We start from the raw sequence: 25789 nt of genomic DNA, 5'->3' as shown, positions 1-25789 counted from the left end.
CAGGCTAGCTCCCACACTGATCTGCGGTGGCCAAAAATCCCCTGTGGGAGCTAGCCCTGCTAGCGATGAGGCCGGCCCAGTCAATAAAAAACTGTCAGACAGATCCACGCAAATGCTCAAACAACATCCGGCTCACCGGCGACAACAAAGCCTCATCGCGCACGACCACAATCAAGGCGCGATCCGACCAGTCGTCGGTCAACGGCACCGCCGTCAGCCCCAGTGCCCGACCAAACAGTTCATAAGCCCGCTGCGGCAGAACGCCGATGCCCATATTGGCCTGGACCATGCGGCACATGGCGTCGAATCCCGGCACATGGATTCGCACCCGCAATACCTTGCCGGCCTCGCGTGCCGCCGCGTGGGTGCGCATGTTGATCGAACTGGCGGCGTGCAGGCCGACGTAATCGCTGGCCAGCGTATCGGCGAAGGCCACGCTCGAATGGCCGGCCAGTGGATGATGCGGCGGCATCAACACCACCAGTTTGTCCTGACGGTACAACACGCTGCGCAGGCCTTTGATGTCGCTGTCGATGGAACAGATCCCGAGATCCGCCACGCCATCCAGAACCCCCTGAATCACCCCGGCGCTGGGCCGTTCTTCGAGGTCGGTCTTGACCTGCGGATGACGCTCGGAAAAATCCCGCAAGTCTTCCGGCAAGAACTGAATGATCGCTGACAGGTTGGCGAGCATCCGCACATAACCGCGCACGCCGTGGCTGTGCTCGCCCAGCTCCAGGCCCATTTTCTCGACGTTGAACAGCATCTGCCGCGCGTGGTGCAGCAAGGTTTCGCCGGCCGGCGTCAGCGTCATGCCCTTGGCCTGTCGCACGAACAGGCTGATGCCCAGCGCTTCCTCCAGCTCCATCAAACGCTTGCTCGCCGCCGATACGGCAATCGCTTCGCGCGCGGCGGCACGGGTCAGCGTGCCCTCTTCGTGGACGGCGACAAACAGTTGCAGGGTGATCAGGTCGAGGCGGCGGATCAGGCTTTTTTGCAGCATGGGGGGCTCGAGGGCTTGGCGTTCATCTGAGTCGGCAGGATAGCCCTATTCAAGCCTGGGCTGCCAAAGCAAATGGACCACAACATCACCAGGCAACGCCCTACACATAAATCTCTCGTAACACTCAAGCGTACCGGAATCTGCCGATTCAAAGTCCTGCACGCGCCACGTAAAGTCTTGAAATACACACGGACAGTTACATCACTCAAGGAGGATTCATCCCAATGGACCAGACAGCATTTGCGGCAAATACCTTCACCAACTATCGAAAACTGATCTCGCTGGCAGATCATGACTGGGAAACCGCCGAAGCCGGAAAGATCGCCGGGCTCAATGTCGAGATCAAGAGCGCGAACCGAATGGTTGACCAATACGGACGTGCGTGTCATCACTTCTGTACCACGTCCTATCTGGGTCTGGATCATCACCCTGCCCTGCTTCAGGGGGCCATGACCACGTTATGGGAAACCGGTACTTTGCGAGTCGCCAACTCAAAGAATCGTTGCAAACTGGCGATTCTCGAACAGTACGAAGCCGAGCTCTCGGCATTGTTCGGCGCCCATTGCCTGAGCACCTTGTCGTGCAGTGCAGCGAGCGCCGGACTGCTACCGTTGCTGGCCAGTGGCGTGTTCACGGAAAATCGTCCGCCCCTGATGGTCTTTGACCGGATGGCGCATTACTCGATGAACCATCTCAAGGCCGCTTGTGCCGATGAAACCAAGGTTGTGACCTGCCCGCACAACGACATGGATTTTCTGGAGAAGCAATGCCGGCAACACCCGACGGTTGCGTACGTCGCCGATGGCGCCTACAGCATGGGGGGCGTCGCGGACCTGGACAGTCTTTTGTATTTGAAGAACCGCTACGGGCTGTTTCTCTACATGGACGATTCCCATGCGCTGTCCGCCATAGGTAAATTCGGCGTTGGCCTGGTACGTCCCAGGCTCCAGTCGTTGGACGATAACTGCCTGATCGTTGCATCGTTGGCGAAATCTTTTGGTGCCAGCGGTGGTGTGGTAATGCTGGGCAGTGAACGACAAAAGAAGCTGATTCAGCGCTATGGCGGCCCAAGCAATTGGTCACAAAGTCTGAACAGTGCGGCCATTGGCGCGGGCAGAGCCTCTATCGTCTTGCATCGCACGCAAGAATTTATCGCGTTGCAGGAAAAGCTCCAGGCCAACATCCAGCTCTTTGACAGCCTCATACAAACCGACCAGCACCAAAGCAACATGGCAATTCGCTTGGTTCCCTGCGGGCAAGCGACGTTGGCGAACCGTATTGCCATTAAACTGGCCGATCTCGGTTTCTTCACCTCAGCTGTTTTTTTTCCGGTGGTTGCGCAAGGCAACGCCGCCATCAGAATCACCCTGCGGGCCGATATGGAACCCATGCTGATTCGCCATTTTTGTGGACTCATCGCCGAGCTGCTGCATGTACACGGTCGGAATGTCTGCCGCTGATCCCAAGGACGATTCAATGAAGAGCACCACCACCCTCCTCGTCACCTGCAGCACAGTGTTTCTCGCTCAATTGGGCATGAGCATTTACCTGCCGGCATTGCCCGACATTGCACGTGAACTGACTGTCGACGCTTCGCTGGTTTCATGGGGGTTGGCGGTGTATCTGATCGGCATGGCCCTGCCAATGTTGTTCTGGGGCAGCCTGGCCCAGCGTATCGGCCGCAAACCGGTGCTGCTGGCGGCATTGGGTATTTACGGTCTGGGAAATCTCGCGTTGCCCCTGGGCTCGACACTGGAGTCTTTTCTGGTCCTGCGCCTGCTTCAGGGAATCGGGGCCAGCGGCATTTCGGTGATGGCCCGGGTGTTGATCCGCGACAGCTTCAGCGGTGACCTGCTGGCCAGGGCGTTGTCCTGGCTATCGATTTCCTTTGTGGTGGCACTGGGTATCGGCCAGTACCTGGGGTCGATCATTCAAGTGGCGTTGGGCTGGCCGGCAATTTTCTACTGGTTGGGAGGCGTCAGTCTCGCGATGGCGGTGGTCGTGGCGCGGATCACTTTTGCGACCCGCGTGGAGGAAAATACCCGGTCAGCAACATGGCCCAGCTACTGGCAGATTCTTCGCCATCGGGACTTTCTGTTGCCGGCGCTGGCCGGGGGCTTGGGCTACGGGGTAATCATTGCCTTCAACACTGCTGCACCGGTGATTCTGCAAGGACCGTTCAACTGGTCACCCGTAGAGTACGGATTGTTGGGATGGCCCATCAGCGCGGCGTACTTTCTGGGGGCGCTGGGGGTCAACGGTCTGGTACTTCGCACTGGTCGACTCTGGCTTATGACAGTGGGTGTCGGACTGGTGCTGGCCGGAACCGCCGTGATGTTGCTGGGGAGCATAGCGGCCACCTCCATAGCGCTTCTGTTCTGGTTGCCTTATTGCTTCGCCGTGCTCGGCCAGTCACTCAACTATCCCATCAGCCTGTCTTTGGCCAACGATGGCGCGCCTATCGGCGGTGCCTATGCGATGGCGCTAAGCGGCTTCATCCATCAACTGATGGCTGCCGCCATCGGCGCGATGGCGAGTTTCATTGCCAGTGCGCAGGCATGGCCCTTGTCGCTGCTCTGCACCTTGCTGGCCTTGGGGGCGATGATCTGCGTGATGCTGATCAGGCTCCCCACCCGAGCGTGATAAAGTCGCCGCCCATCAGCCCCTTTTTGCCGTGAGTCGAACAACGCAATGACCGATTTCCAGGATGTCGATGCCCAACTTGAAGACTGGAACGCCCTGCGCACGAGCACCGCGTTCAGCGGCCTGCTGGTGGGCAACGGCGCCAGCCGCGCGGTGTGGGACGATTTCGGCTACGACTCGCTGTTCGAAAACGCCCGCACCGTCGAAGAAAAACCGCTGAGCCCCTCCGAGTTGAGTGTATTCGAGGCGATGCAAACCCGCAGTTTCGAGCAGGTGCTAAGCGCGCTGAAAACCACCAGCCGGGTCAACAAGGCCCTGGCCGTCAGTTCCGCCGCGCCGCGCAATCGTTACTACGCGATCAAGGAAGCGCTGATCAACACCGTGCACGCGGTGCACATCCCTTGGCGGTTGGTCGTGCCTTCGACACTGGCGACGATCAATCAGGAGTTGGCCAGCTATCGCACGGTGTTCACCACCAATTACGACCTGCTCAACTACTGGGCGCTGCAACACCAGCCCGAGTCGATCACCGATCTGTTCCAAGGGGCCGAACCCGCTTTCGACCTGAGCGCCACGGCCACCGATAAAACCCGTTTGTTGTACCTGCACGGCGGCCTGCACCTGGTGCGCAACCAGGACGGCACGGCGCGCAAGCTGATGTCGACCGAGGGCACGTTGCTCGGTAATTTCGCCATCAACAACACGATCAAGACCCTCGACGACGTGCCGCTGTTCGTCAACGAAGGCCCGAGTGCGGACAAGCTCAAGACCATTCGCAGCTCGGATTATTTGTCGTTCTGCTACCAGCAGTTACTCGGCCATGGTGATGGTTTGTGCATTTTCGGGCATGCGCTGGGTGAGCAGGACAGTCACATCATCCATGCCTTGCGTCTGGCGAAACCGGCCGTGGTAGCGATCTCGATTTATCCGCGCAGCAAGGCGTTCATCCAGCATCAGAAACGGCATTACACGAAGGCGTTTGAGGGGACCGGGGTTGAGCTGCGGTTTTTTGATTCGAAGACGCATGCGTTGGGTAGCTCGAAGCTGACGGTACCGGTTGAGGTCTGAAGCGAACACTAACCTGTGGCGAGGGAGCTTGCTCCCGCTGGGCTGCGAAGCGGCCCCCTGCATTTTTTTCAGAGAGAATGCGGCAGGCAGGTTTACGACTGCTGCGCAGCCGAGCGGGAGCAAGCTCCCTCGCCACAAAAGCCCGGCCAACTCATTCTTCAGCGCTATGCACCACCACCAGCAACTGCGCCTGAACCTCGCCCACCGAGCGAATCCGGTGCGGTTTCTGTGAGTTGAAGTGCAGCGCGTCGCCGCGACTCAGCAGCACACGTTCGCTGACGAAATCCACTTCCACCTGCCCTTCGTGAACGAACAAAAACTCTTCGCCCAAATGCTCCTTGAAGGCCTTGTCGGTGAATTCGGTCGGCGGATAGATGATGAACGGCAAAAGGCTGCGCTCGCTAACCTGATGGGCCAGCACCGCGTAACCCGGACTTTCGTCGCTGGCGCCCAAAGGCTGGCGCTCGTGGCTGCGCACCAGGCTGTAGCTGTCGAGGCTGACCTTGTCTTCGGAGAACAGCTCCTCGACCTTCACGTTCAACGCCTTGGCCAGTTTCAGCGCAGCCGCAATCGACGGCGTGTTCAGCCCGCGTTCGACCTTTGACAGGTAACTCTTGGTCATGCCGGACTTTTCCGCCAGTGCCTCAAGGGTTACGCCAAGTTTTTTTCTCAATAATTTCAAACGGATAGACATTTAAAACGATTAATCCATCAAGGAGGCGACGAATTGTCCTTGCTCATGACACAAGGTGTCATATAGCATCTTTCGTGTCATTTGCATGACCCTGCCAAAGAGGACTCCGATATGGCGAAGACATTAGCACTGCCCAAAGATCAACTGGTCAAGCAAGCGCTCAGCCAGATGCAAAATACCCTCGCGGATAATACGTGGACCGACCGGCAAAAGCTGGCCCTGACCTGCCGCATTCTGTTCGAGAATGGCCATGATTCCGGCCTGGCTGGGCAAATCACCGCCCGTGGCCCGCAACCCGGCACTTACTACACTCAACAACTGGGCCTGGGTTTCGACGAAATCACCGCGGGCAATCTGTTGCTGGTCAACGAAGACCTGGAAGTGCTCGAAGGCCACGGCATGCCGAACCCGGCCAACCGTTTCCACAGTTGGGTCTACCGTGCGCGGCCGGATGTGAACTGCATCATTCACACCCACCCGACCCATGTTGCCGCACTGTCGATGCTCGAAGTGCCACTGCAGATCTCGCACATGGACCTCTGCCCGCTCTACGAAGACTGTGCGTTTCTCGAAGGCTGGCCGGGCGTGCCGGTGGGCAACGAAGAAGGCGACCTGATTGCCGGTGCGCTAGGCGGCAAGCGCGCGATCCTGCTTTCCCACCACGGCCAGTTGTCCACCGGCACCACCATCGAGGAGGCCTGTGTGATTGCGCAACTGATCGAACGCGCCGCCAAGTTGCAGCTGCTGGCGATGAGCGCCGGGACCATCAAGCCGATCATCCCGGAGCTGGGCCGTGAAGCCCATGACTGGATCGCCCGGCCCAAGCGCCACGCCGCCGCTTTCAATTACTACGCTCGGCAGAACCTGCGCCAACACGCCGATTGCCTGAACTGAATCCAGACCTTTTTCAACGGAGAGACACCATGTCCACCGCAAACATTCACGGCATTATCGGCTACACCATCACCCCGTTCACCGCCAACGGCGAAAGCGTTGATCTTGACGCGCTCGGGCGCTCCATCGACCGTTTGATCGACGACGGCGTGCAATCAATCGCACCACTGGGCAGCACCGGCGAAGGCGCTTACCTGAGCGACGCGGAGTGGGATCAGGTTGCCGAGTTCAGCATCAAGCACGTGGCCAAACGCGTGCCGACCATCGTCAGCGTGTCCGACCTGACCACCGCCAAAGCGGTGCGCCGCGCACGTTTCGCCGAGGCCCACGGCGCCGACGTGGTGATGGTGCTGCCGACGTCCTACTGGAAACTCAGCGAAGCGGAAATCCTCGCTCACTACCGCGCCATCGGCGACAGCATCGGCGTGCCGATCATGCTCTACAACAACCCGGCCACCAGCGGCACCGACATGTCGGTGGATCTGATCCTGCGCATCGTCAACGGCGTGGAAAACGTGACCATGGTCAAGGAGAGCACCGGCGACATCCAGCGCATGCATCAGCTGCAACGCTTGGGCGAAGGCCGGGTGCCGTTCTACAACGGCTGCAACCCGCTGGCGCTGGAAGCCTTCGCGGCCGGGGCCAAAGGCTGGTGCACGGCGGCGCCAAACCTGATCCCGCAGCTCAACCTGGATTTGTATGAAGCAGTGCTGGCCAATGATCTGGGCAAGGCGCGCGAACTGTTCTATCGCCAGTTGCCGTTGCTCGATTTCATTCTGAAGGGCGGTTTGCCGGCGACGATCAAGGCGGGTTTGCGCCAAATCGGGCTGGAAGTGGGTGATCCGCGGTTGCCGGTGTTCCCGTTGGGTGAGGCAGGTGTCAGTCAGCTACAAGGTCTGTTGAAAACCTTGCGCTGACCTCAGGACTCACATAAACAAATGTGGGAGCGGGCTTGCTCGCGAATGCGGTATGCCAGTCACAACCCTATTGCCTGACACTCCGCATTCGCGAGCAAGCCCGCTCCCACATTAGATCATCGGTGTTTTCAGAGTACGGGCAAGGTCTTGTCCTTGATCACTTTGGTCGGCCCGTTGGCCTTCACACTGGCAATGCCCTTCTCCATCGCGGCATCGGAGGAATACGATTCGCTGCTGCCGATAATCTCGTGGTTACCGGCCTTCAGATTGAAGTAAGGATGGCCATCCTTGGTGCTTTTCTTCTCGTAGCGCTCATCCAGTAGGCTGTTGGTCTGGACCGACGCAATGCCTTTGTCGGCTGCGGCGCGGGTGGTGTACAGCTCACTGGTCAGAATGGTTTCGGCATTCGCCGCCTTCAGCACAAACCTGAACTGACCGCTGCTGCTTTTGCTCACTTCGTACCATCCGGACATGCTGTTTCTCCTTGGCGATTGAGAGATTGCGCGCTTCAGAGTAAAGACCAGCCTGCTGTTTCTGTCGCCTGAACCGGCCCTATCGCCAGCAGGCTGGCTCCCACATTGGACTGATGTACCCAATCAACTGTGGGAGCCAGCCTGCTGGCGATGGGGCCAGTAAGCACGCCGCAAACCTATTTGACTGAACGTTTTACCACCGACAACTCCGGCGAATTCACCCGCCGCTGACTCAAATACCGCGTACAACTCACCCGCAAGAACAAGGCGAAATTCACCACTTCGCCGCGGTAGTCCATCACCTCTTCATACAGCTTGGCGATCAACTGATTGGTGGTCATGCCGTCGTCCTCGGCGATTTCACTGAGGATGTCCCAGAACTGATTCTCCAGCCGCAGCGTGGTCACCACTCCGCAGATGCGCAGCGAGCGGGAGCGAGATTCGTAGAGAATCGGGTCGGCCTTGACGTAGAGCTCGCACATGGACAGGTTCCTCGTTACAGCGTGATTTTCGTGCCCAGCAGTCCAAGAAAACCGGCGAGCCAGTTCGGGTGGGCAGGCCAGGCAGGTGCCGTGGCCAGATTGCCTTGAACATGGCCGTCCGTCACCGGGATGTCGATGAACGTACCGCCGGCCAGACGCACTTCCGGAGCGCAGGCCGGGTAAGCGCTGCATTCACGACCTTCGAGAATCCCTGCCGCTGCGAGCAATTGCGCACCGTGACACACCGCGGCAATCGGCTTGCCGGCCTTGTCGAAGTCGCGTACCAGTTCCAGGACTTTTTCATTCAGGCGCAGGTACTCCGGCGCACGACCGCCCGGGATCAGCACCGCGTCGTAATCCGCCGCTTTGACCTTGGCGAAGTCGAAGTTCAGGGCAAACAGGTGACCGGGTTTTTCGCTGTAGGTTTGGTCGCCTTCGAAGTCATGGATCGCCGTACGCACGGTCTGGCCGGCGGTTTTGTCTGGGCAAACCGCGTGAACGGTGTGGCCGACCATCAGCAGCGCCTGAAACGGCACCATCACTTCGTAGTCTTCGACGAAATCGCCGACCAGCATCAGAATCTTTTTCGCTGCCATGGGGAGGACTCCTCTGGAGAATGCGTAGGAGTATTCAAGGTAGTCCGATTCCGGCGGGTCGGGTAACAACTGGCTACTACGCCACATATAAATCGGCCTTGGCTTTTGTGGCGAGGGAGCTTGCTCCCGCTGGGCAGCGAAGCGGCCCCTGCGTTTTTTGAGCAACACCGAGCCGACAGGTTTTGCGACTGCTTCGCAGCCGAACGGGAGCAAGCTCCCTCGCCACAAAGATGAACCCAAAACTGTACGGATATTTCTGCGGCCAGCTGTAAGCGCCAAATTCACGGGTTTATGGCTAGATAACCCCACCCTCCACGATTCTGGTTGCCATCATGTCCTCCCGCGAAAACACCGGCATGGCCCTGGGCCTGCTCGGCGTTGTGATTTTCAGCCTCACCCTGCCCTTCACACGGATTGTCGTGCAGGAACTCCACCCGCTGCTCAACGGCCTCGGCCGCGCATTGTTCGCGGCGGTTCCGGCAGCGTTGCTGTTGCTGTGGCGCCGGGAAAAGTGGCCGACCTGGAAGCAGGTCAAAGGCCTGAGCCTGGTGATTGCCGGCGTGATCCTCGGTTTCCCGGTGTTGTCAGCCTGGGCCATGCAAACCTTGCCGGCATCCCACGGCGCGTTGGTCAATGGCCTACAACCGCTGTGCGTGGCGCTGTATGCGGCGTGGTTGTCCCATGAACGTCCGTCAAAAGCCTTCTGGGCCTGCGCCGCACTGGGCAGTGCATTGGTGCTCGGTTATGCGCTGATCAGCGGTGCCGGCAGCATTCAGGCCGGTGACTTGCTGATGCTCGGGGCGATTGCGGTGGGTGGGTTGGGTTATGCCGAAGGTGGCCGGTTGGCCAAGGAGATGGGCGGTTGGCAGGTGATCTGCTGGGCGCTGGTGCTGTCGACGCCGCTGCTGATCGGCCCGGTCCTGTATCTGGCACTGCAACATCAGGGCGAGATTTCCACCAAGACCTGGTGGGCCTTCGGTTACGTCTCGCTGTTTTCGCAGTTCATCGGCTTCTTTGCCTGGTACGCCGGGCTGGCCATGGGTGGCATTGCCCGGGTCAGTCAGATCCAGTTGCTGCAGATTTTCTTCACCATCGCGTTTTCGGCGTTGTTCTTCGGTGAACACGTCGAACCGATTACCTGGCTGTTTGCGGCCGGGGTGATTGTGACGGTGGTGCTGGGGCGCAAGACGGCGGTCGTTCCGGCACGAGTAGCCACGACATAATCCTGTAGGAGCACGGCTTGCCGGCGATGGCGCCCTCAAGATCGCTATCGCCAGCAAGCTGTGCTCCTACAGGGTCACCATCAGAGGTAACCATCAGCGCGCAACAGCGTTTCCAGGCAATGTTCGCTGATGTGGTAGAAATCCTTCAGTTCCTGAATCTTCACCAACAGCTGGGCCGGATCAACCGGCTCGGCGCGTTTGACCGCCAGGATCATCTTGTTCTTGTTGGTGTGGTCCAGTGAGATGAACTCGAACACCTTGGTCTCGTAACCACAGGCTTCGAGGAACAGCGCACGCAAGCTGTCTGTGACCATTTCGGCTTGCTGACCCAGGTGCAAGCCGTATTGCAGCATCGGTTTGAGCAGTGCCGGGCTCTGGATTTGCAGGCGGATCTGCTTGTGGCAGCACGGCGAGCACATGATGATCGATGCGCCGGAGCGAATGCCGGTGTGAATCGCGTAGTCGGTAGCGATGTCGCAGGCGTGCAGCGCAATCATCACGTCCAATTCGCTCGGCGCCACGCTGCGCACATCACCACATTTGAACACCAACCCCGGGTGCTCAAGTTTGGCAGCCGCGGTGTTGCACAGAGTGACCATGTCCTCACGCAGCTCGACGCCGGTGACTTCGCCTTCGGCGTTCAGAGTATTGCGCAGGTAATCGTGGATGGCGAAGGTCAGGTAACCCTTGCCCGAACCGAAGTCCGCCACGCGCACCGGTTTGTCCAGCGCCAGCGGCGACGAGGTCAGCGCATGGCTGAAGACTTCGATGAACTTGTTGATCTGCTTCCACTTGCGCGACATCGCCGGGATCAGCTCGTGCTTGCTGTTGGTCACGCCGAGGTCGGCGAGGAACGGCCGGCTCAAGTCCAGGAAACGGTTTTTCTCACGGTTGTGCTCGGCGGATGGCACTTCGCGCAATTGCTGAGGTTTGCTCTTGAACAGCGAACTCTTGCCCTTTTTGCTGTATTCGAGCTGGGCTTCGTCGGTCAGGGACAGCAAATGCGCATTTTTGAACGACGCCGGCAGTAGGTCGGCAATGTGCGTCACGCCTTCTTCGAGCGGCAGATTCTTGGTGATGTCACGGGTCTTGTAGCGGTAAACGAAGGACAGGCACGGCTGCGCCTTGACCGTCACCGGTTTGATGATGATCCGCTGCAGGTCGGTCTCGGTGCCTGCGTACTTGGCCAGCACCAGTTTAATGAAGGCGTTTTGCTCAAGGCTGGTTTGCAGCAGTTCGATGAACTGGGCGTGATGATCCGGCGCGAGGCTGGCGGGAGTGGCGGTGACAGACATGAAAAAAACGGCCTCAGGCGGGGCGGATCGGGGAATGGCGGGTATTTTAGGGGGGATGACCGTTCGGGACACGCAGTTATTTACCGAACGGCTTGAATTCGCCCTTTACCCCAACACCACCAACCGGTTCGGCAACTCATTGCGCACGTGCGTCACCGGCACATGTACCTTGAGCAGTTCGCCGCAGGCCTCGACGCAGCTGACAAAGCCTTGCAGCGTCTGCCCCTGCCGCACCTGCTGGGTGAACGCGGCGACAATCGCGTCCCAGTTCTTGTTGTCGAGGCGGCTGGAAATCCCCTCGTCCACCAGGATTTCCACATAACGCTCGGCTTCAGAGACGAAAATCAAGATGCCGGTGCTGCCCACGGTGTGGTGCAGGTTCTGCTCCAGGAACTGCCGGCGCGCGAGGTTCGAGGCGCGCCAGTGACGCACTGAACGGGGGATCAAGTGAGTGGTGACTTTCGGAATCCGGAAGACCAGGCACAGAACGATGAAGCTGACCCATTGCACCAGCAACAGGTTGTGCAGGGTCAGCCAGCCAGTCAGGTAATGCACGATCCCCGGCACCACCAGCGCCAGCAGGCTGGCCCACAGCAGCGGAATGTACGCATAGTCGTCGGCGCGCGCCGCGAGCACGGTCACCAGTTCCGCGTCGGTGTCGCGCTCGACCCGGGCGATTGCCTCGGCGACTTTGCGTTGTTCGTGTTCAGTCAGTAATGCCATGTCGTGAAGTGCCTGCTCATTTTTATTGTTACCAGCCGCCGGACGAACCACCGCCACCGAAACTGCCCCCACCGCCGCTGAAGCCCCCGCCTCCACCGCCGCCAAAACCACCACCGCCACCGAAACCGCCTCCGGAACCACCGGAGCCGCCACGGCCGGCGGGAAGGATACCGAGCATCTGGCAAACAAACACCGTCAGGATGAACAGCAACACCAGAAACACAAACAGCCCCGGATGCCGCGAGAGAAAATCATCACTCGGGTCGCCGCCGGATTCATACACCGTCGACGGCTCGTCCAGCGGATTGCCGCCCAGCACAACCAGCATCGCCGCCACGCCGTCGCTGATCCCTTTGCTGAAGTTACCGGTCTTGAATGCCGGGGTGATGACCTGATTGATGATCACCGAACTCTGGGCGTCGGTCAGGCGATCTTCCAGACCATAACCGACTTCAATTCGTAGTTTGCGCTCATCACGGGCGACTATGAGCAATGCGCCGTTGTTCTTGTCTTTCTGGCCGATGCCCCAGTAGCGGCCCAGTTGATAGCCGAAGTCGGCGATGTCGGCGCCCTGCAAGTCCGGCAACGTCACGATCACAAGCTGTTCACCCGTGACCTTCTCATGGGCCTGCAACTGCTGCGCAAGCTGCTCACGCACCGAGGGCTCGATCATCTGGGCGTTATCCACCACCCGCCCGGTCAGCTCCGGGAACTTCAATTCGGCCTGGACCGCCAGGGCAAACACCCACAGCAACAACACCAGGCCAGCTTTCAACACGCGCATGGGGAACCTCGTCCGTGGTGACGCACCGATCAGAATTTAACCTCGGGCGGTTTTTCCGACCCCGGCGTGGCTTCGAAGGTCTCGCGCACCGGCAGGTTGCTGTACATCACGCTGTGCCACAGGCGGCCGGGGAACGTGCGAATCTCGGTGTTGTAATTCTGCACCGCGAGGATGAAATCGCGCCGCGCCACGCTGATCCGGTTTTCGGTGCCCTCGAGCTGCGATTGCAACGCGAGGAAGTTCTGGTTGGCCTTCAGGTCCGGATAGCGCTCGGACACCACCATCAGCCGGCTCAAGGCGCCGCTGAGCTGATCCTGTGCCTGTTGGTATTGCTTGAGTTTTTCCGGGTTGTCGAGGGTCGAGGCGTCGACCTGGATCGAAGTGGCCTTGGCCCGCGCCTCGATCACCGCGGTCAGGGTCTCTTTCTCATGGGCGGCGTAACCCTTGACGGTTTCCACCAGGTTGGGAATCAGGTCGGCGCGGCGCTGATACTGGTTCTGCACCTGGCCCCAAGCGGCCTTGGCCTGCTCATCGAGGGTCGGGATGTTGTTGATGCCGCAAGCGGTCAGCAGCGTGGCCAGCACCAGCAAGGTGGCGATTTGCAGCCTCGACCGGTAGGACTCTCGTACATTCATATCAGTGATGCTCCCTTCACATTCATTGAAAAAACAACCGGCAACCCTCTCGGCCGGCTCTTCGGGCATAATCGGCCGCGCCACTGGATTGCATCGGGGCAATGGGCTAAAAGATGCCCTGCGCAAAAAACTGCATCCGGCATTTTTTGAATCGGCACCCGAACAACAATAGTCGCTCCCTAAATTTTGGCTGGCCGGCGTGTACCTCGCCGTTTGGGCCCTTGAGAAAACTATTCATGAAGAAGCTGTGTTTGCTGGGCCTGTTCGTCAGCCTGGCCAGTCATAACGTATTGGCCGCCACGACGCCCGCACCCCTGGAGAACAAGGAAGCCTTCGTCAGCAATTTGATGAAGCAAATGACCCTCGATGAAAAAATCGGCCAGTTGCGCCTGATCAGCATCGGCCCGGAAATGCCCCGGGAGCTGATTCGCAAAGAGATCGCGGCCGGCAACATCGGCGGTACGTTCAACTCGATCACCCGCCCGGAAAACCGTCCGATGCAGGACGCGGCCATGCGCAGCCGGTTGAAGATCCCGATGTTCTTCGCCTACGACGTGATCCACGGCCACCGCACCATTTTCCCGATCCCGCTGGCCCTGGCGTCGAGCTGGGACATGGACGCCATCGGTCTGTCCGGGCGCATCGCCGCCAAGGAAGCCGCGTCTGACAGCCTCGATATCACCTTCGCGCCGATGGTCGATATTTCCCGCGACCCGCGATGGGGCCGTACCTCCGAAGGTTTCGGCGAAGACACCTATCTCGTTTCGCGCATTGCCGGTGTGATGGTCAAGGCATTCCAGGGCACGGGCGCGAATGCGGCCGACAGCATCATGGCCAGCGTCAAGCACTTCGCCCTGTACGGCGCGGTCGAGGGTGGCCGCGACTACAACGTGGTCGACATGAGCCCGGTCAAGATGTACCAGGACTACCTGCCACCGTACCGCGCGGCGATCGATGCCGGTGCCGGCGGCGTGATGGTCGCGTTGAACTCGATCAACGGCGTGCCCGCCACCGCCAACACCTGGCTGATGAACGACCTGTTGCGCAAGGAATGGGGCTTCAAGGGCCTGGCCGTCAGCGACCACGGGGCGATTTTCGAACTGATCAAACACGGCGTCGCCGCTGACGGTCGCGAAGCCGCGAAGCTGGCGATCAAGGCCGGCATCCACATGAGCATGAACGACACCCTGTACGGCAAAGAACTGCCGGGGCTGTTGAAATCCGGCGAGATCCAGCAGAGCGACATCGACAACGCCGTGCGTGCGGTGCTCGACGCCAAGTACGACATGGGCCTGTTCAAGGATCCGTACCTGCGCATCGGCAAAGCCGAGGATGATCCGGCCGACACTTACGCCGACAGCCGCCTGCACCGTACCGAGGCCCGCGATGTGGCGCGCCGCAGCCTGGTGTTGCTGAAGAACCAGAACGAAACCCTGCCTCTGAAGAAGACCGCGAAAATTGCCCTGGTCGGCCCGCTGGCCAAGGCGCCGATCGACATGATGGGCAGCTGGGCCGCGGCGGGTCGTCCGGCGCAATCGGTGACCCTGTTCGACGGCATGACCACTGCGTTGGGCGATAAATCGACGCTGATCTATGCCCGTGGTGCCAACATCACCAGCGACAAGAAAATCCTCGACTACCTGAACTTCCTCAACTTCGATGCGCCGGAAGTGGTCGATGATCCGCGCCCGGCGAACGTGCTGATCGACGAAGCGGTGAAAGCCGCCAAGGATGCCGACGTGGTGGTTGCCGCTGTGGGCGAGTCCCGTGGCATGTCCCACGAATCGTCGAGCCGTACCGACCTGAACATCCCGGAAAACCAGCGTGAACTGATCCGCGCCTTGAAAGCCACCGGCAAACCGCTGGTGCTGGTGTTGATGAACGGCCGTCCGCTGTCGATCCTCGAAGAGAAAGAACAGGCTGACGCGATTCTGGAAACCTGGTTCAGTGGCACCGAAGGCGGCAACGCCATCGCCGACGTGCTGTTCGGCGACTACAACCCGTCGGGCAAACTGCCGATTTCCTTCCCGCGTTCGGTGGGCCAGATTCCGACTTACTACAACCACCTGACCATTGGCCGGCCGTTCACGCCGGGCAAACCGGGCAACTACACCTCACAGTATTTCGATGACACCACCGGCCCGCTGTTCCCGTTCGGCTATGGCTTGAGTTACACCAACTTCAGCCTGAGCGACATGGCACTGTCGTCATCCACGCTGAACAAGACCGGTAAGCTCGACGCCAGCGTCACGGTGAAAAACACCGGCAAGCGTGACGGTGAAACCGTGGTGCAGTTGTACATTCAGGACGAAACCGGTTCGATGATCCGTCCGATCAAGGAACTGAAAAACTTCCAGAAAGTGATGCTCAAGGCCGGCGAACAGAAAGTCGTGCATTTCACCATCACCGAGGACGACCTGAAGTTCTACAACACCCAGCTCAAGTACGCCGCCGAGCCGGGCAAGTTCAACGTGCAGATCGGCCTGGATTCCCAGGACGTGACGCAGCAGAGTTTTGAACTGCTGTAACCCTTCCAGGCAACACATTACAAATGTGGGAGCGGGCTTGCTCGCGAATGCGGGCTGTCAGTCGACATCATCGTTGACTGACACAGCCCCTTCGCGAGCAAGCCCGCTCCCACAGTGGTTTTGGGTGTGACGACTATCCGCGTTTATCCAGCAGATTCACCACCACCCGATCCACCCATCCCCACACCCTTTGCTTGACCCGCCGCCACAACGGCCGGCGTTGCCATTCTTCCAGGCTGACTTGCTGACTCTGGGCAAAATCCGTTTCGAAACTCGCCGCCACCGCCCGGGTCAATGCCGGGTCCAGTGCTTCCAGATTGGCTTCCAGGTTGAAGCGCAGATTCCAGTGATCAAAGTTGCACGAACCGATGCTCACCCAATCGTCGATCAACACCATTTTCAGGTGCAGGAAACACGGCTGATATTCGAAAATCTTCACTCCGGCCTTGAGCAGGCGCGGATAGTAGCGATGCCCGGCGTAGCGCACGGACGGGTGATCGGTGCGGGGCCCGGTCAGCAGCAGGCGCACATCGACACCTCGGCCCGCGGCACGGCGCAGCGAGCGGCGGACTTTCCAGGTTGGCAGAAAATACGGCGTGGCCAGCCAGATGCGTTTCTGGCCGCTGTTCAGTGCGCGAATCAGCGATTGCAGAATATCCCGGTGCTGGCGGGCGTCGGCATAGGCCACACGACCCATGCCTTCGCCCGTGGACGGCACGCGAGGCAAACGCGGCAAGCCGAAATGCGACGCGGGTTTCCACGCGCGGCGATGGCGGTTGGCGATCCATTGGCGGTCGAACAGCAGTTGCCAGTCGAGCACCAACGGGCCGGTGATTTCCACCATCACTTCGTGCCACTCGCTGACGTCTTCACCCGGCGTCCAGAACTCATCGGTGACGCCGGTGCCGCCGACCACCGCCATGCTCTGATCCACCAGCAGCAACTTGCGGTGATCGCGGTAGAAATTGCCGACCCAGCGCCGCCAGTTCAGGCGATTGTAAAAGCGCAGCTCGACCCCGGCCGCCATCAGGCGCTGACGCAAAGTCAGGGTGAACGCGAGACTGCCGTAATCATCGAACAGGCAACGCACCCGCACGCCGCGTTCGGCAGCCTGGACCAACGCCTGGACCATGGCCTCGGCGCAGGCGCCCGCCTCCACCAGATACAACTCCAGCTCGACCTGTTCTTCGGCGCGGGCAATCGCCACCAGCATGCGCGGGAAGAATTGCGGGCCGTCGATCAGCAGTTCGAAGTGATTGCCTTCACGCCACGGGAAAATTGCGCCGGCCATGTCAGCGCGCCGTGAAAATCAGTACCGCACCCACCGGCACCGACAGACTGATGGCCGACAGACCGGCGACCTTGCGCAGCGCGTCCAGGCCCGGCGCCAGGTCGAAGTCTTCGGCGTTGATCACCAGCGGCTCCAGCGTCACCACCTGAAAACGCCGATCATCGAGGCGGGTCGCCAGCAATTCGGCGTTGTAGGTGTGTTGCTTGCCATGCAGGTCGACGGTCAGCGGCAGGCGCAATTCCAGTTGTGCGCCGGGAGCGAGGTCGTTGATGGGGCGCAGGTCGATCTGCGTGGTGATCAGTGCTTCGGGAAATTTGTCGATTTCGAACAGGTTGTTGCGCATGCGTTCATCGCGCAGCGGAATGCCGCTGTTGATCGAATCCAGCTCGACTTCAACCTGCGCCAACCCCTTGGGATCGACCTTGCCGTGCAACACCAGAAAGCGCTGCACTTCGGAAATATTGGCGTTTTTGGTGCTGACGAACGACAGCCGCGAGGACTCGCCGTCCAGATACCAGTTGGCCTGGGCCGACAGCGAAGCGCCGGCCAACAGCAATAAGGCGAGGGTTTTGCAGACAGACAGCTTGAACATAAAGACTCGTAGGGCAGATAAACCTGTGCTGAACCTTAACTGCCCGCTGCTCTATTGCAAACCGAAGATCAAAAGATCGCAGCCTTCGGCAGCTCCTACAGGAGTACAAAAAACCGTGTAGGAGCTGCCGAAGGCTGCGATCTTTTGCTGTCAGGCCATTGCCTGCTGCACATCGCCAATGGTCGTGGCCAAGCTGTTGAGGTGCAGGCTCAGCACCCGTTCTACCGGCGCCTGGTCCATCGGCCAGTGCAACGCCATGCTGCCGACCAGTCGGCCGCCTGTGCGGATCGGCAACGCTACCGCGCGAATCAGGAACGGCAGGCGCACCGGGTATTCCCAGTAACCTTCGGTGCGCTGGCCGAAGCCCTGATGCAAAGCCGTTTCAGTGGCGCTGAACAATGTGTCGTCGTTCAACCGTTCACGCTGGGCCAGACGTTCCACTTCAGAACTGTCCAGTGCGCCCAGGCAGGCCCGGCCCATGGCGGAATGAAACAGGCTGGCGTGCTGGCCGACGATCTGGCAATTGTTCGGATAGCGTTTGCGTAACACCGTCGGGATGGCACTTTCCATGACCTCGATCCGCTCACCGTCGAAGCACGACAGGTCCGCCACCAGCCCGGTACGCTCGCTCAACTCCAGCAACAGCGGCGCGGCGTTTTCCACCAGACGCCGCTTGAAGCGCTGCTGGCTGTCGCCGAACAAGCGCTTGGCGCATAAGCGGTAACGCCGGTCACTCAAGCCGCGATAGATCCAGCCCTGCTCCTGCAAGGTCAGCAACATGCGCGACACCGTGGCTTTGGGCAGGGCCGTCAGGTAATGCAACTCCTCCAGCCCCAACGCCTGATGCTCACCCAGCAACTCGACGATCGCCAGGGCGCGCTCGACGGAACGCACACTGCCGGATTCTGCTTTGCTGTCCATGGATTCGATCTCCCTCTGCCCGGATGGAATGATCGTTTTATACAGCAAGATGTGCGCCCGTCCGGCGCGTTCAAACGTTTTGCAGACAGCCGGGCGGTCGACGCTTGACCCACTGAGTCAACTGCTCATGGGCATACGCCAGTTGCAACACCGCGCGGTCGGCCTGGGCCGGGCCAATGATTTGCAGGCCCATCGGCAATCCGGCAGGGTTGAAACCCACCGGCACATTCATGCTCGGCAACCCGGCCAGGGTCGGCCCGATCACCACTTCCATCCAGCGGTGATAAGTGTCCATGCTCTGCCCGCCAACGATGCGTGGCCACGGGGTTTGTGCATCAAAAGGAAACACTTGCGCGGTGGGCAACAACAGGAAGTCGTAACGTTCGAACAATTCGTTCAAGGCTCGATACCACTCGCTGCGACTGACCGAGGCCTGATAGACATCCGCTGCCGTCAGGTGCAACCCGCCTTCGATTTCCCATTGCGCCTCAGGCTTGAGTTGCTCGCGTTTTTGCGGATCGGCGTATAGCGCGCCGAGGCTGCCTTGCACCAGCCAGTGACGATGCACCAGCCAGGTTTGCCACAGGCGTTCCATGGAGAAATCCGGCTGGCAGGCTTCAACCTTGCAGCCCAGTGCCGCGAAGTCCTGCAACGCCGATTCGCACAGGCTCATCACACCGGGGTCCATCGGCAGATAACCGTTGTAGTCGCCCAGCCAACCAACGCGGACGTCGCTGAAATCCTGCGCCAGTGGCTGGTGGAAAATCTCCGGGTCTTGAGTCAGCGACAACGGCACGCGCGGATCGTACCCGGCCTGCGTGCCGAGCAAACGGGCGACATCGGTAACCGTGCGGCCCATCGGCCCCTCCGTGGCCAGTTGCTGGACGAACACCTCAGGTTGCGGCCCGTGGGGCACGCGGCCCAGGGACGGACGAAAACCGAAGACGTTGTTGAACGCCGCCGGATTGCGCAGCGAGCCCATCATGTCGCTGCCGTCGGCCACCGGCAGCATGCGCAGCGCCAACGCCACCGCCGCCCCGCCGCTGCTGCCGCCGGCAACCCGTGTCGAGTCGTAGGCGTTGGTGGTGGTGCCGAATACGCTGTTGTAGGTCTGCGAGCCGAGGCCGAACTCCGGAACGTTGGTCTTGCCGATGATGATCGCCCCGCAGTCACGCACCCGCGCCACGCTGATGGCGTCGTGTTGCGGGACTTGTTCGGCGAACAACGGCGAGCCCATGGTGGTGCGCAAACCGGCGGTGGCCGCCAGATCCTTGACCGCTTGCGGCATGCCGTGCATCCAGCCTCGGGACTGGCCCTGCTCCAGTTGCCGGTCACAGGCGTCGGCTTCGGCCAGCAGTTCTTCACTCGGACGCAGCGACACCAGCGCATTGACCAGCGGATTGAAGCGCTCGATCTGCGCCAGATACGCCTGCATCACTTCACGGCACGACACCTGCCGCGCGTGGATGGCCCAGGACAGCGCATCGGCGTCCATTTCAACAATCGGATTGATGCTCAAGGTTTCACCCCAAGGTTAAGTTCGACAGATCGCTTTGCCCGTGGTGCTTCCTGCATGCAGTAAGTGCCCAATAGCGTCAGCACGCAAGCGAACAACACGTAGAACGACGGCGCCACCGGCGTTGCCAAAACCTTGCTCAGCCAAGTGACGATCAGCGGCGCGAAACCACCGAAAATCATGACCGCAACGTTGTAGGCAACGGAGACCCCGGTGGAGCGCACTTCAATCGGAAACTGCTCGGCCAGCGCGGTCGGCGCTGGGCCGAAAAAACCGCCAATCGAGATGCACAACAACAGTTGCATCACCAGCAAACGCTCCACCGATGGCGCCGCCGCCGCCCACACGTATAGCGGGTACACCATCAGGAAAAACGCCAGGGTGAAGGCCATCAATACCGGACGGCGGCCAACGCGATCCGACAGGGCGCCGGACAGCGGAATGACCACGGCCATCAGCGCCACGGCAAGCATTTGCACCAGCAGCACTTGATCCAGCGGCAGGCCGAGGTTCTTGTGGGCGAAAGTCGGCATGTTCACCAGCACCACGTAGAACGACACGGTCCCCCCGCAGGCCAGGCCCATTGATACCAAAATGCTGCGCCGGTGCTCGCGGATCACTTGCATCAGGCTTGGGCTGGCGCCTTTGGCCTTTTTGCGCGCTTGCAAAAACTCTTCGGGCTCTTCCATGTGCTTGCGAATCCACAAGCCTACCGGGCCGATCAACAAGCCCAGCACAAACGGAATCCGCCAGCCCCAGCTCTCCAGCGCCTCAGGGGAAAGCAGGTGGGTAAACAAGGCAACCATCGCCGCGCCGGAGAACACCGCGAGGCATTGCCCGACCAGTTGCCACGAGCCATACAAACCCTTGCGGTGCGCCGGTGCGCTCTCCACCAGAAACGCCGTGGCACTGGCGTATTCACCGCCCGTGGCGAAGCCCTGGAGCATCCGCGCAACCACGATCAACAACGGCGCGCCCATGCCGATGGCGGCGTAATTCGGCGCAAAGGCGATCAGTGCGATGGACACGGTCATCAGGCGGATGATCATCTGCATTGCCGCCTTGCGACCTTTGCGGTCCGAATACATGCCCAACAGAATGCCGCCCACCGGGCGCATGAAGAAGCCGACGCCGAAGGTCGCCAACGCCATCAGCAGCGACGCGTACTCGTCTTCAGACGGGAAAAATTGCCGGGCGATGATGCTCGCCAGAAAGCCGTAAACGATGAAGTCATACCATTCCAGCGCGTTGCCGATAACGGCGGCGACCACCTGCCGGGTACGCGAAACGCCTGTGCTCGAAGTCTGCATGGGGAACTCTCCAAAAACCTGTTGGGTAACGGCGGGCGCGACGACGCGCGCCCGGTCCAGCGGCAGTAGAAAGTGCGGAAATCAGGCAGGCTTGAGCCAGCTCTCGGTCAGCGCACCCCAGTACGCCGCGCCGGTCAGCAGGATGTCGTCGTTAAAGTCATACGCGGGGTTGTGCACCATCGGCCGCGACACGCCATTGCCGATGAACAGATACGAGCCGGGGCAGCGTTGCAGCATCCAGGCGAAGTCTTCGCTGCCCATGAGTTTGGGCGTGTTGCCGTCCACCGCATCAGCGCCAACCAGTTCGACGCCGACTTGACGGGCGAACTCGGTTTCGGCGGCGTGGTTGACCAGCACCGGATAGGCCGGGCGATGTTCGATGCGTGAGATGCAACCGAAACTCTGGGCCTGGGATTCGATGATTGCGCGCACGCGGTCGAGGGTTTGCTCGCGCACTTGGGCGTTCAGTGCACGCAAGCTCAGGCGCAGGATCGCCTGCTGCGGAATGACGTTTGCTGCTTCCCCGGCCTGCAACGCGCCGACCGTGACCACCGCCGCCTGCTGCGCATCGATGTTGCGCGCGACCACGGTTTGCAACGCCATGACCACACTGGCCGCCGCCACCAGCGGATCGACCGCCAGATGTGGCATCGAGCCGTGACCGCCCACGCCTTCGATGGTCACCGTGAGCAAATCCTGCGAGGCCATCATCGGCCCTTCGCGAAAGCCCAGATGCCCCGCCGGCAAACCCGGCATGTTGTGCATGCCGAACAGCGCATCGCAGGGAAACCGTTCGAGCAGGCCATCGGCGAGCATCGCTTCAGCGCCGCCCTGGCCTTCTTCGGCGGGTTGAAAAATCAGGGTCAGGGTGCCGTCGAACTGCCGGGTCGCCGCCAGATAGCGCGCCGCGCCCAGTAACATCGTGGTGTGGCCGTCATGTCCGCAAGCGTGCATGCAACCCTTGTGCTGACTGGTGTAGGTTGCGCCGGTGTTTTCGATGATCGGCAGTGCATCCATGTCCGCCCGTATCCCGAGCTTGCGCGGGCTGCTGCCATTGCGCAGGACGCCGACCACGCCGGTCTTGCCGATCCCGGTGTGCACCTCGTAGCCCCAATCCGCCAGGGATTTGGCCACCAGCGCCGAGGTGCGGTTTTCCTCGAAGCCGAGTTCCGGGTGGGCGTGGATGTCCTGGCGGGTGGCGTGCAGGTCGCTGGCCACGTCGTTGAGCCAGGCAAGGATGTGCTGATGTCGGGTCATGACGATTGTCCTCAGGCCGGGTGATTTCCCGTTCTTGTTGTTCGCAGTGATTTCGCGACATCAAAGGCAGGTCGCGCTCACCGCCAGATAACCGCGAGTCGCGCGCGAGGACAATCGAATGTGGTTCCACAGAGTGGAACCTGAGGGGATAAAGCTTCAATGGCCGATGCAAAACCTTGTGGCGAGGGAGCTTGCTCCCGCTGCGCTGCGAAGCGGCGCTAGAACCTGCAACCGTGCTGTATTTGACCCGCCGAGGTTGCTGTCTTTACGACTGCTGCGCAGCCGAGCGGGAGCAAGCTCCCTCGCCACGAAAAGCATCGCCAGTCAGGGCGATAAACGGCAGCCCTGACGCTCGCCGATCCACACGGCGCTGTTGCTGCGGCCCATGCCGCTGACCGTGATGCGCTTGCTGGCGGGGTCATCGGTAAAGTCGCTGGTGGGCAGCCACTGTTTCACGTAGCCACGGCAATACTCGGTGTCGTTGTTCATCACGTAACGGCACGAGCAATATTCCTTCGCGGTATAGGCGCTAATGATGTCGGGGAACGCCCACAGTGCAACGCGCTCGTGCCAGATCCAGCCGAGCAAGGCGAGCAGCAGGATCAGCAACAATGAACTGAACGGGCGACGGCGTATGAAACCGGTCATGGCTGCACCTTTGTCGCAAACGCCTTGAGCGCGAGTTTCAGTAATTCGTTGTGCCGGTAGCTGCCGTCGCGGTCATCGCCGTAACGCACGATCACCAGTTTTTCGCTGGGAATCACGTACATCGCCTGGCCCCAATGGCCCAGCGCGGCGAAGGTGTCGGCGGGGGCATCGGGCCAGGGTTGGGCGGCGCCGTCGGCTGCCCGATTGAGCCACCAGTGTCCGCCGGGTACGGCTTCGTCCTGGTGGGCGTGATAGTTCGCGAACGGTTCGCGGTTGAAAGCGACCCAATCCTTGGGCAGCAGTTGTTTGTCGCCCCAACGACCGTCGCGGGCCATCAGCAAACCGACTCGCGCCAGATCCCGCGCGGTGAGGTAAGCATACGAGGACGCAACGAAAGTGCCCGTGGCATCGGTTTCCCAAACGGCATGGCGAATGCCCAGCGGCTCGAACAGTGCGGTCCATGGATAGTCCGCATAGCGATTCGGCCCGACGATGTTTTTCAGCGCGGCGGACAACAGATTGCTGTCACCACTGGAGTAGCGGAACGCCTGGCCCGGCGCCGCGTAACTGGAGTGATCGGCGGTGAACGCGGCCATGTCCCCGTGGCCTCGGGTGTAAAGCATGGCCACCACCGACGACTTCAACGGTGCGTATTCGTAGTCTTCCTGCCAGTCGATGCCCGAGGCCCAGTGCAGCAGATCGGCAATGGTCATGTCCGGGTGTTTTTTCAGCGGCGGATAAAATTTCTGCGCCGGCTCCTGGAGCTTGAACAGGCCTTCGCCGTAAGCCACACCCAGCACCGTGGCCATCAGGCTTTTGCTGATCGACCAGGTCAGGTGTGGCGTTTCGGCGGTGGTCGGGCCGGCGTAGCGTTCGTAGATCAATTGGCCGTCGCGGATCACCAGCAAGGTATCGGTGCGGATGCCTTGGCGATTGGAGTCGTTGCGGGGTGGGAACGCGTAACTCTCCAGAGCCTGTAGCGCCGGGCCGGTGAGGGTCGGGGCGGTCGACCATTGTTCGGCGGGCCAGTTTTCGGCGTGGGCCGTGAGGCTGAGCAGTAGCAGGAAAAACAGGGACAAGCCTTTGGGCATGGCGGGGGGCTCTTGGGGAATAACCCGCTGAGCCTAGTCGAGGTTGATGACAGTTCCGGGTTTTGTGTTGCCTGTAAGGCCGCCATCGCGGGCAAGCCTTGCTCCTACAGGTTATGTGTCATTTTTGAAAACGCATCAATCCTGTAGGAGCAAGGCTTGCCCGCGATGAGGCCCGTCAAATCACCGCAAGTGCCTTGGCCAACCGCTTGCCCCGCGCCCCCGCCGCCAATTCCATCACCGCCTGATCCCGCTGCCACATCGCAGCCCACTCCGACGGTCCCTCGGCCAGCGCTTCATTGATTTCAGTTTTCAGCGATTCAAACTGCGCAAACAATCCACCGAGCAACACATGCCCGGCCGGATGACTCGGTGCCTGTCGGCTGACTTCCGCGCAACCGGCCAACAGCGCCAGCAAGCGCAGTTGCAAGGATTGCGGCCAGGCGCAGTCATCGCCGACGCCATACAGCCAGGCGCTCATGGCACTCAGCACATAGATGTCTTCAAGAGTGCGGAACGGTTTGACGTAGGCATCCCAGCCATCCCCCGCTAGCAACTCACACAGCGCGTTATCGAGAAACAAGCGGCCATGGCTGATGTCCGGCATCAACGGAATTGGCGGCAGTTGTTCCACCCGCACCCCCGGTTCATCGGGATAAATCACCGCCAGACTCAAACGTGGATCTTCGCCAGGTTCTTCACTGCGCGCGGCGACCAGCAGCCAGTCGGCGGCATCGCCGGCGGTGACGAAATCCTTGCGCCCGCTCAGGCGTAAACCGTTGAGCCGGGTTTGCATGTCTGCCGGGCGCAGGCTGCGTTGCTCGGTCACGCACAGGGCGCCGAGGCTCAACGGCGCGCTCGGCCAGAGCATGCGCAGTGCCGCTTGATAGCCCACCAGAAACGCCAGCCCCGGCGTTGCCATCAAGCGCCCGCCCGCCACTGCCAATTCGAACGGCGTGACGCAGCCCAATTGCTCTAACAGGGTCGCGAAGCCTTCGCCCAGATCCGGGTTGGCGGGCAAGCGATCGCGGCGTTTCAACAGGGTTTGCCAGGGCATAAGAGGCTCCTCGTGGGCTGTCATATAAGCATCACCAAAGCTTCATGGCGATGACACCGGGGCTACATAGCCTGACTTTGCACAACAAGGCTGGATAAAGAAAGTCGATCCGCTGTAACCCAAAGACGGGTGAGCAGCCCGCACGGAGAAT

Annotated in this window: 25 protein-coding genes; 7 read left to right on the top strand and 18 right to left on the bottom strand. The window is 60.5% G+C overall.

The window, feature by feature from the left end:
* Positions 1 to 94: 94 nt before the first annotated feature.
* Entirely contained in the window at positions 95 to 1003 is a 909-nt protein-coding gene (locus V6Z53_RS09120; protein ID WP_338585180.1) for a LysR family transcriptional regulator, read from the bottom strand.
* Between the two features lie 224 nt (positions 1004 to 1227).
* On the opposite strand from V6Z53_RS09120, the gene V6Z53_RS09115 reads away from it, so the two are divergent.
* Genes V6Z53_RS09115 through V6Z53_RS09105 form a run of 3 tightly spaced genes read left to right on the top strand, consistent with a single transcriptional unit; the run spans position 1228 to position 4714 of the window.
* The gene (locus tag V6Z53_RS09115; protein WP_338585179.1) at positions 1228 to 2463 is read left to right on the top strand and encodes an aminotransferase class I/II-fold pyridoxal phosphate-dependent enzyme; all 1236 of its coding nucleotides are present in this window, start codon (positions 1228 to 1230) and stop codon (positions 2461 to 2463) included.
* 16 nt (positions 2464 to 2479) lie between these two features.
* Complete coding sequence (locus V6Z53_RS09110; RefSeq protein WP_338585178.1) at positions 2480 to 3646, top strand: MFS transporter; 1167 nt, start codon at positions 2480 to 2482, stop codon at positions 3644 to 3646.
* A 48-nt stretch (positions 3647 to 3694) separates the two neighbouring features.
* Positions 3695 to 4714, top strand: coding sequence for a DUF4917 family protein (locus V6Z53_RS09105; protein ID WP_338585177.1), 1020 nt, complete (start codon positions 3695 to 3697; stop codon positions 4712 to 4714).
* 151 nt (positions 4715 to 4865) lie between these two features.
* Here V6Z53_RS09105 and V6Z53_RS09100 read toward each other — a convergent pair whose 3' ends face one another.
* Complete coding sequence (locus tag V6Z53_RS09100; protein WP_338585176.1) at positions 4866 to 5408, bottom strand: XRE family transcriptional regulator; 543 nt, start codon at positions 5406 to 5408, stop codon at positions 4866 to 4868.
* Positions 5409 to 5519: 111 nt separating this feature from the next.
* On the opposite strand from V6Z53_RS09100, the gene V6Z53_RS09095 reads away from it, so the two are divergent.
* Positions 5520 to 6302 (top strand): aldolase, encoded by a 783-nt coding sequence (locus tag V6Z53_RS09095; RefSeq protein ID WP_338585175.1) that lies wholly within the window; start codon positions 5520 to 5522, stop codon positions 6300 to 6302.
* Between the two features lie 29 nt (positions 6303 to 6331).
* On the top strand, positions 6332 to 7219 hold the full coding sequence (locus V6Z53_RS09090; protein WP_338585174.1) for a dihydrodipicolinate synthase family protein: 888 nt from the start codon (positions 6332 to 6334) through the stop codon (positions 7217 to 7219).
* A gap of 128 nt (positions 7220 to 7347) precedes the next feature.
* Here the strand turns inward: V6Z53_RS09090 and V6Z53_RS09085 are convergent, their stop codons facing one another.
* From V6Z53_RS09085 to V6Z53_RS09075, 3 genes are all read right to left on the bottom strand, one after another.
* Positions 7348 to 7692, bottom strand: coding sequence for a YegP family protein (locus tag V6Z53_RS09085; protein WP_338585173.1), 345 nt, complete (start codon positions 7690 to 7692; stop codon positions 7348 to 7350).
* 176 nt (positions 7693 to 7868) lie between these two features.
* Positions 7869 to 8174, bottom strand: a complete 306-nt coding sequence (locus V6Z53_RS09080) for a ribbon-helix-helix domain-containing protein (RefSeq protein WP_338585171.1) — start codon at positions 8172 to 8174, stop codon at positions 7869 to 7871.
* A 14-nt stretch (positions 8175 to 8188) separates the two neighbouring features.
* Positions 8189 to 8770 carry a DJ-1/PfpI family protein gene (locus tag V6Z53_RS09075; protein WP_338585170.1) on the bottom strand — a complete coding sequence of 194 codons (582 nt, stop codon included), beginning with the start codon at positions 8768 to 8770 and terminating at the stop codon, positions 8189 to 8191.
* A 332-nt stretch (positions 8771 to 9102) separates the two neighbouring features.
* Here V6Z53_RS09075 and V6Z53_RS09070 point away from each other — a divergent pair, with 332 nt between their 5' ends.
* Positions 9103 to 9993 (top strand): DMT family transporter, encoded by an 891-nt coding sequence (locus tag V6Z53_RS09070; RefSeq protein ID WP_338585169.1) that lies wholly within the window; start codon positions 9103 to 9105, stop codon positions 9991 to 9993.
* Between the two features lie 80 nt (positions 9994 to 10073).
* On the opposite strand, the gene V6Z53_RS09065 is transcribed toward V6Z53_RS09070, so the two are convergent.
* The 4 genes from V6Z53_RS09065 to V6Z53_RS09050 form a co-directional block, all read right to left on the bottom strand.
* On the bottom strand, positions 10074 to 11288 hold the full coding sequence (locus V6Z53_RS09065) for an SAM-dependent methyltransferase (protein WP_338585168.1): 1215 nt from the start codon (positions 11286 to 11288) through the stop codon (positions 10074 to 10076).
* Positions 11289 to 11393: 105 nt separating this feature from the next.
* Positions 11394 to 12011: a TPM domain-containing protein gene (locus V6Z53_RS09060; RefSeq protein WP_338585167.1), complete on the bottom strand. Its 618-nt coding sequence runs from the start codon at positions 12009 to 12011 to the stop codon at positions 11394 to 11396.
* 28 nt (positions 12012 to 12039) lie between these two features.
* Positions 12040 to 12795: a TPM domain-containing protein gene (locus V6Z53_RS09055; RefSeq protein ID WP_338585166.1), complete on the bottom strand. Its 756-nt coding sequence runs from the start codon at positions 12793 to 12795 to the stop codon at positions 12040 to 12042.
* Between the two features lie 29 nt (positions 12796 to 12824).
* Positions 12825 to 13430, bottom strand: a complete 606-nt coding sequence (locus V6Z53_RS09050; protein ID WP_338585165.1) for a LemA family protein — start codon at positions 13428 to 13430, stop codon at positions 12825 to 12827.
* A gap of 236 nt (positions 13431 to 13666) precedes the next feature.
* Between V6Z53_RS09050 and bglX the strand changes: the two genes are divergently transcribed.
* Positions 13667 to 15958 carry a beta-glucosidase BglX gene (bglX, locus tag V6Z53_RS09045; RefSeq protein WP_338585164.1) on the top strand — a complete coding sequence of 764 codons (2292 nt, stop codon included), beginning with the start codon at positions 13667 to 13669 and terminating at the stop codon, positions 15956 to 15958.
* Between the two features lie 133 nt (positions 15959 to 16091).
* On the opposite strand, the gene V6Z53_RS09040 is transcribed toward bglX, so the two are convergent.
* The 9 genes from V6Z53_RS09040 to V6Z53_RS09000 all read right to left on the bottom strand — a co-directional run bounded on the left by V6Z53_RS09040 (position 16092) and on the right by V6Z53_RS09000 (position 25638).
* Positions 16092 to 17249 (bottom strand): phosphatidylserine/phosphatidylglycerophosphate/cardiolipin synthase family protein, encoded by a 1158-nt coding sequence (locus tag V6Z53_RS09040; protein WP_338585163.1) that lies wholly within the window; start codon positions 17247 to 17249, stop codon positions 16092 to 16094.
* Position 17250: 1 nt separating this feature from the next.
* Positions 17251 to 17841 (bottom strand): YceI family protein, encoded by a 591-nt coding sequence (locus tag V6Z53_RS09035; protein ID WP_338585162.1) that lies wholly within the window; start codon positions 17839 to 17841, stop codon positions 17251 to 17253.
* Positions 17842 to 17991: 150 nt separating this feature from the next.
* Positions 17992 to 18762: an IclR family transcriptional regulator gene (locus tag V6Z53_RS09030; RefSeq protein WP_338585161.1), complete on the bottom strand. Its 771-nt coding sequence runs from the start codon at positions 18760 to 18762 to the stop codon at positions 17992 to 17994.
* 70 nt (positions 18763 to 18832) lie between these two features.
* A complete protein-coding gene (locus tag V6Z53_RS09025) occupies positions 18833 to 20257 on the bottom strand; it encodes an amidase (RefSeq protein WP_338586473.1) in 1425 nt (474 codons plus the stop codon).
* Between the two features lie 20 nt (positions 20258 to 20277).
* The gene (locus V6Z53_RS09020; RefSeq protein WP_338585160.1) at positions 20278 to 21588 is read right to left on the bottom strand and encodes a citrate-proton symporter; all 1311 of its coding nucleotides are present in this window, start codon (positions 21586 to 21588) and stop codon (positions 20278 to 20280) included.
* 81 nt (positions 21589 to 21669) lie between these two features.
* Positions 21670 to 22845 (bottom strand): M20 aminoacylase family protein, encoded by a 1176-nt coding sequence (locus V6Z53_RS09015; RefSeq protein ID WP_338585159.1) that lies wholly within the window; start codon positions 22843 to 22845, stop codon positions 21670 to 21672.
* Positions 22846 to 23169: 324 nt separating this feature from the next.
* Positions 23170 to 23493, bottom strand: a complete 324-nt coding sequence (locus tag V6Z53_RS09010) for an amidase (protein WP_338585158.1) — start codon at positions 23491 to 23493, stop codon at positions 23170 to 23172.
* On the bottom strand, positions 23490 to 24584 hold the full coding sequence (locus tag V6Z53_RS09005; protein WP_338585157.1) for a serine hydrolase: 1095 nt from the start codon (positions 24582 to 24584) through the stop codon (positions 23490 to 23492). The genes V6Z53_RS09010 and V6Z53_RS09005 overlap by 4 nt, the downstream gene beginning before the upstream one ends.
* Before the next feature lie 175 nt (positions 24585 to 24759).
* Complete coding sequence (locus V6Z53_RS09000) at positions 24760 to 25638, bottom strand: acyl-CoA dehydrogenase family protein (RefSeq protein WP_338585156.1); 879 nt, start codon at positions 25636 to 25638, stop codon at positions 24760 to 24762.
* Positions 25639 to 25789: the final 151 nt, after the last annotated feature.

Origin of the sequence: Pseudomonas sp. MAG733B (genome assembly GCF_036884845.1) — a bacterium.
GTDB lineage: Bacteria > Pseudomonadota > Gammaproteobacteria > Pseudomonadales > Pseudomonadaceae > Aquipseudomonas.
Note: the sequence above shows the minus strand (reverse complement) of the source record. Positions and strands in the feature narration are given on the sequence as shown.

Excerpts from the sequence above, each read along its gene's own strand:
- V6Z53_RS09090 (WP_338585174.1), top strand. The coding sequence starts at position 6,332 with ATGTCCACCGCAAACATTCACGGCATTATCGGCTACACCATCACCCCG.
- V6Z53_RS09010 (WP_338585158.1), bottom strand. The coding sequence starts at position 23,493 with ATGACCGGTTTCATACGCCGTCGCCCGTTCAGTTCATTGTTGCTGATC.
- V6Z53_RS09025 (WP_338586473.1), bottom strand. The coding sequence starts at position 20,257 with ATGGACGCCGATGCGCTGTCCTGGGCCATCCACGCGCGGCAGGTGTCG.
- V6Z53_RS09115 (WP_338585179.1), top strand. The coding sequence starts at position 1,228 with ATGGACCAGACAGCATTTGCGGCAAATACCTTCACCAACTATCGAAAA.
- V6Z53_RS09005 (WP_338585157.1), bottom strand. The coding sequence starts at position 24,584 with ATGCCCAAAGGCTTGTCCCTGTTTTTCCTGCTACTGCTCAGCCTCACG.
- V6Z53_RS09085 (WP_338585173.1), bottom strand. The coding sequence starts at position 7,692 with ATGTCCGGATGGTACGAAGTGAGCAAAAGCAGCAGCGGTCAGTTCAGG.
- V6Z53_RS09055 (WP_338585166.1), bottom strand. The coding sequence starts at position 12,795 with ATGCGCGTGTTGAAAGCTGGCCTGGTGTTGTTGCTGTGGGTGTTTGCC.
- V6Z53_RS09070 (WP_338585169.1), top strand. The coding sequence starts at position 9,103 with ATGTCCTCCCGCGAAAACACCGGCATGGCCCTGGGCCTGCTCGGCGTT.
- V6Z53_RS09080 (WP_338585171.1), bottom strand. The coding sequence starts at position 8,174 with ATGTGCGAGCTCTACGTCAAGGCCGACCCGATTCTCTACGAATCTCGC.
- V6Z53_RS09020 (WP_338585160.1), bottom strand. The coding sequence starts at position 21,588 with ATGCAGACTTCGAGCACAGGCGTTTCGCGTACCCGGCAGGTGGTCGCC.
- V6Z53_RS09110 (WP_338585178.1), top strand. The coding sequence starts at position 2,480 with ATGAAGAGCACCACCACCCTCCTCGTCACCTGCAGCACAGTGTTTCTC.
- V6Z53_RS09015 (WP_338585159.1), bottom strand. The coding sequence starts at position 22,845 with ATGACCCGACATCAGCACATCCTTGCCTGGCTCAACGACGTGGCCAGC.
- V6Z53_RS09100 (WP_338585176.1), bottom strand. The coding sequence starts at position 5,408 with ATGTCTATCCGTTTGAAATTATTGAGAAAAAAACTTGGCGTAACCCTT.
- V6Z53_RS09000 (WP_338585156.1), bottom strand. The coding sequence starts at position 25,638 with ATGCCCTGGCAAACCCTGTTGAAACGCCGCGATCGCTTGCCCGCCAAC.
- V6Z53_RS09075 (WP_338585170.1), bottom strand. The coding sequence starts at position 8,770 with ATGGCAGCGAAAAAGATTCTGATGCTGGTCGGCGATTTCGTCGAAGAC.
- V6Z53_RS09030 (WP_338585161.1), bottom strand. The coding sequence starts at position 18,762 with ATGGACAGCAAAGCAGAATCCGGCAGTGTGCGTTCCGTCGAGCGCGCC.
- V6Z53_RS09060 (WP_338585167.1), bottom strand. The coding sequence starts at position 12,011 with ATGGCATTACTGACTGAACACGAACAACGCAAAGTCGCCGAGGCAATC.
- V6Z53_RS09035 (WP_338585162.1), bottom strand. The coding sequence starts at position 17,841 with ATGTTCAAGCTGTCTGTCTGCAAAACCCTCGCCTTATTGCTGTTGGCC.
- V6Z53_RS09105 (WP_338585177.1), top strand. The coding sequence starts at position 3,695 with ATGACCGATTTCCAGGATGTCGATGCCCAACTTGAAGACTGGAACGCC.
- bglX (WP_338585164.1), top strand. The coding sequence starts at position 13,667 with ATGAAGAAGCTGTGTTTGCTGGGCCTGTTCGTCAGCCTGGCCAGTCAT.
- V6Z53_RS09040 (WP_338585163.1), bottom strand. The coding sequence starts at position 17,249 with ATGGCCGGCGCAATTTTCCCGTGGCGTGAAGGCAATCACTTCGAACTG.
- V6Z53_RS09050 (WP_338585165.1), bottom strand. The coding sequence starts at position 13,430 with ATGAATGTACGAGAGTCCTACCGGTCGAGGCTGCAAATCGCCACCTTG.
- V6Z53_RS09065 (WP_338585168.1), bottom strand. The coding sequence starts at position 11,288 with ATGTCTGTCACCGCCACTCCCGCCAGCCTCGCGCCGGATCATCACGCC.
- V6Z53_RS09095 (WP_338585175.1), top strand. The coding sequence starts at position 5,520 with ATGGCGAAGACATTAGCACTGCCCAAAGATCAACTGGTCAAGCAAGCG.
- V6Z53_RS09120 (WP_338585180.1), bottom strand. The coding sequence starts at position 1,003 with ATGCTGCAAAAAAGCCTGATCCGCCGCCTCGACCTGATCACCCTGCAA.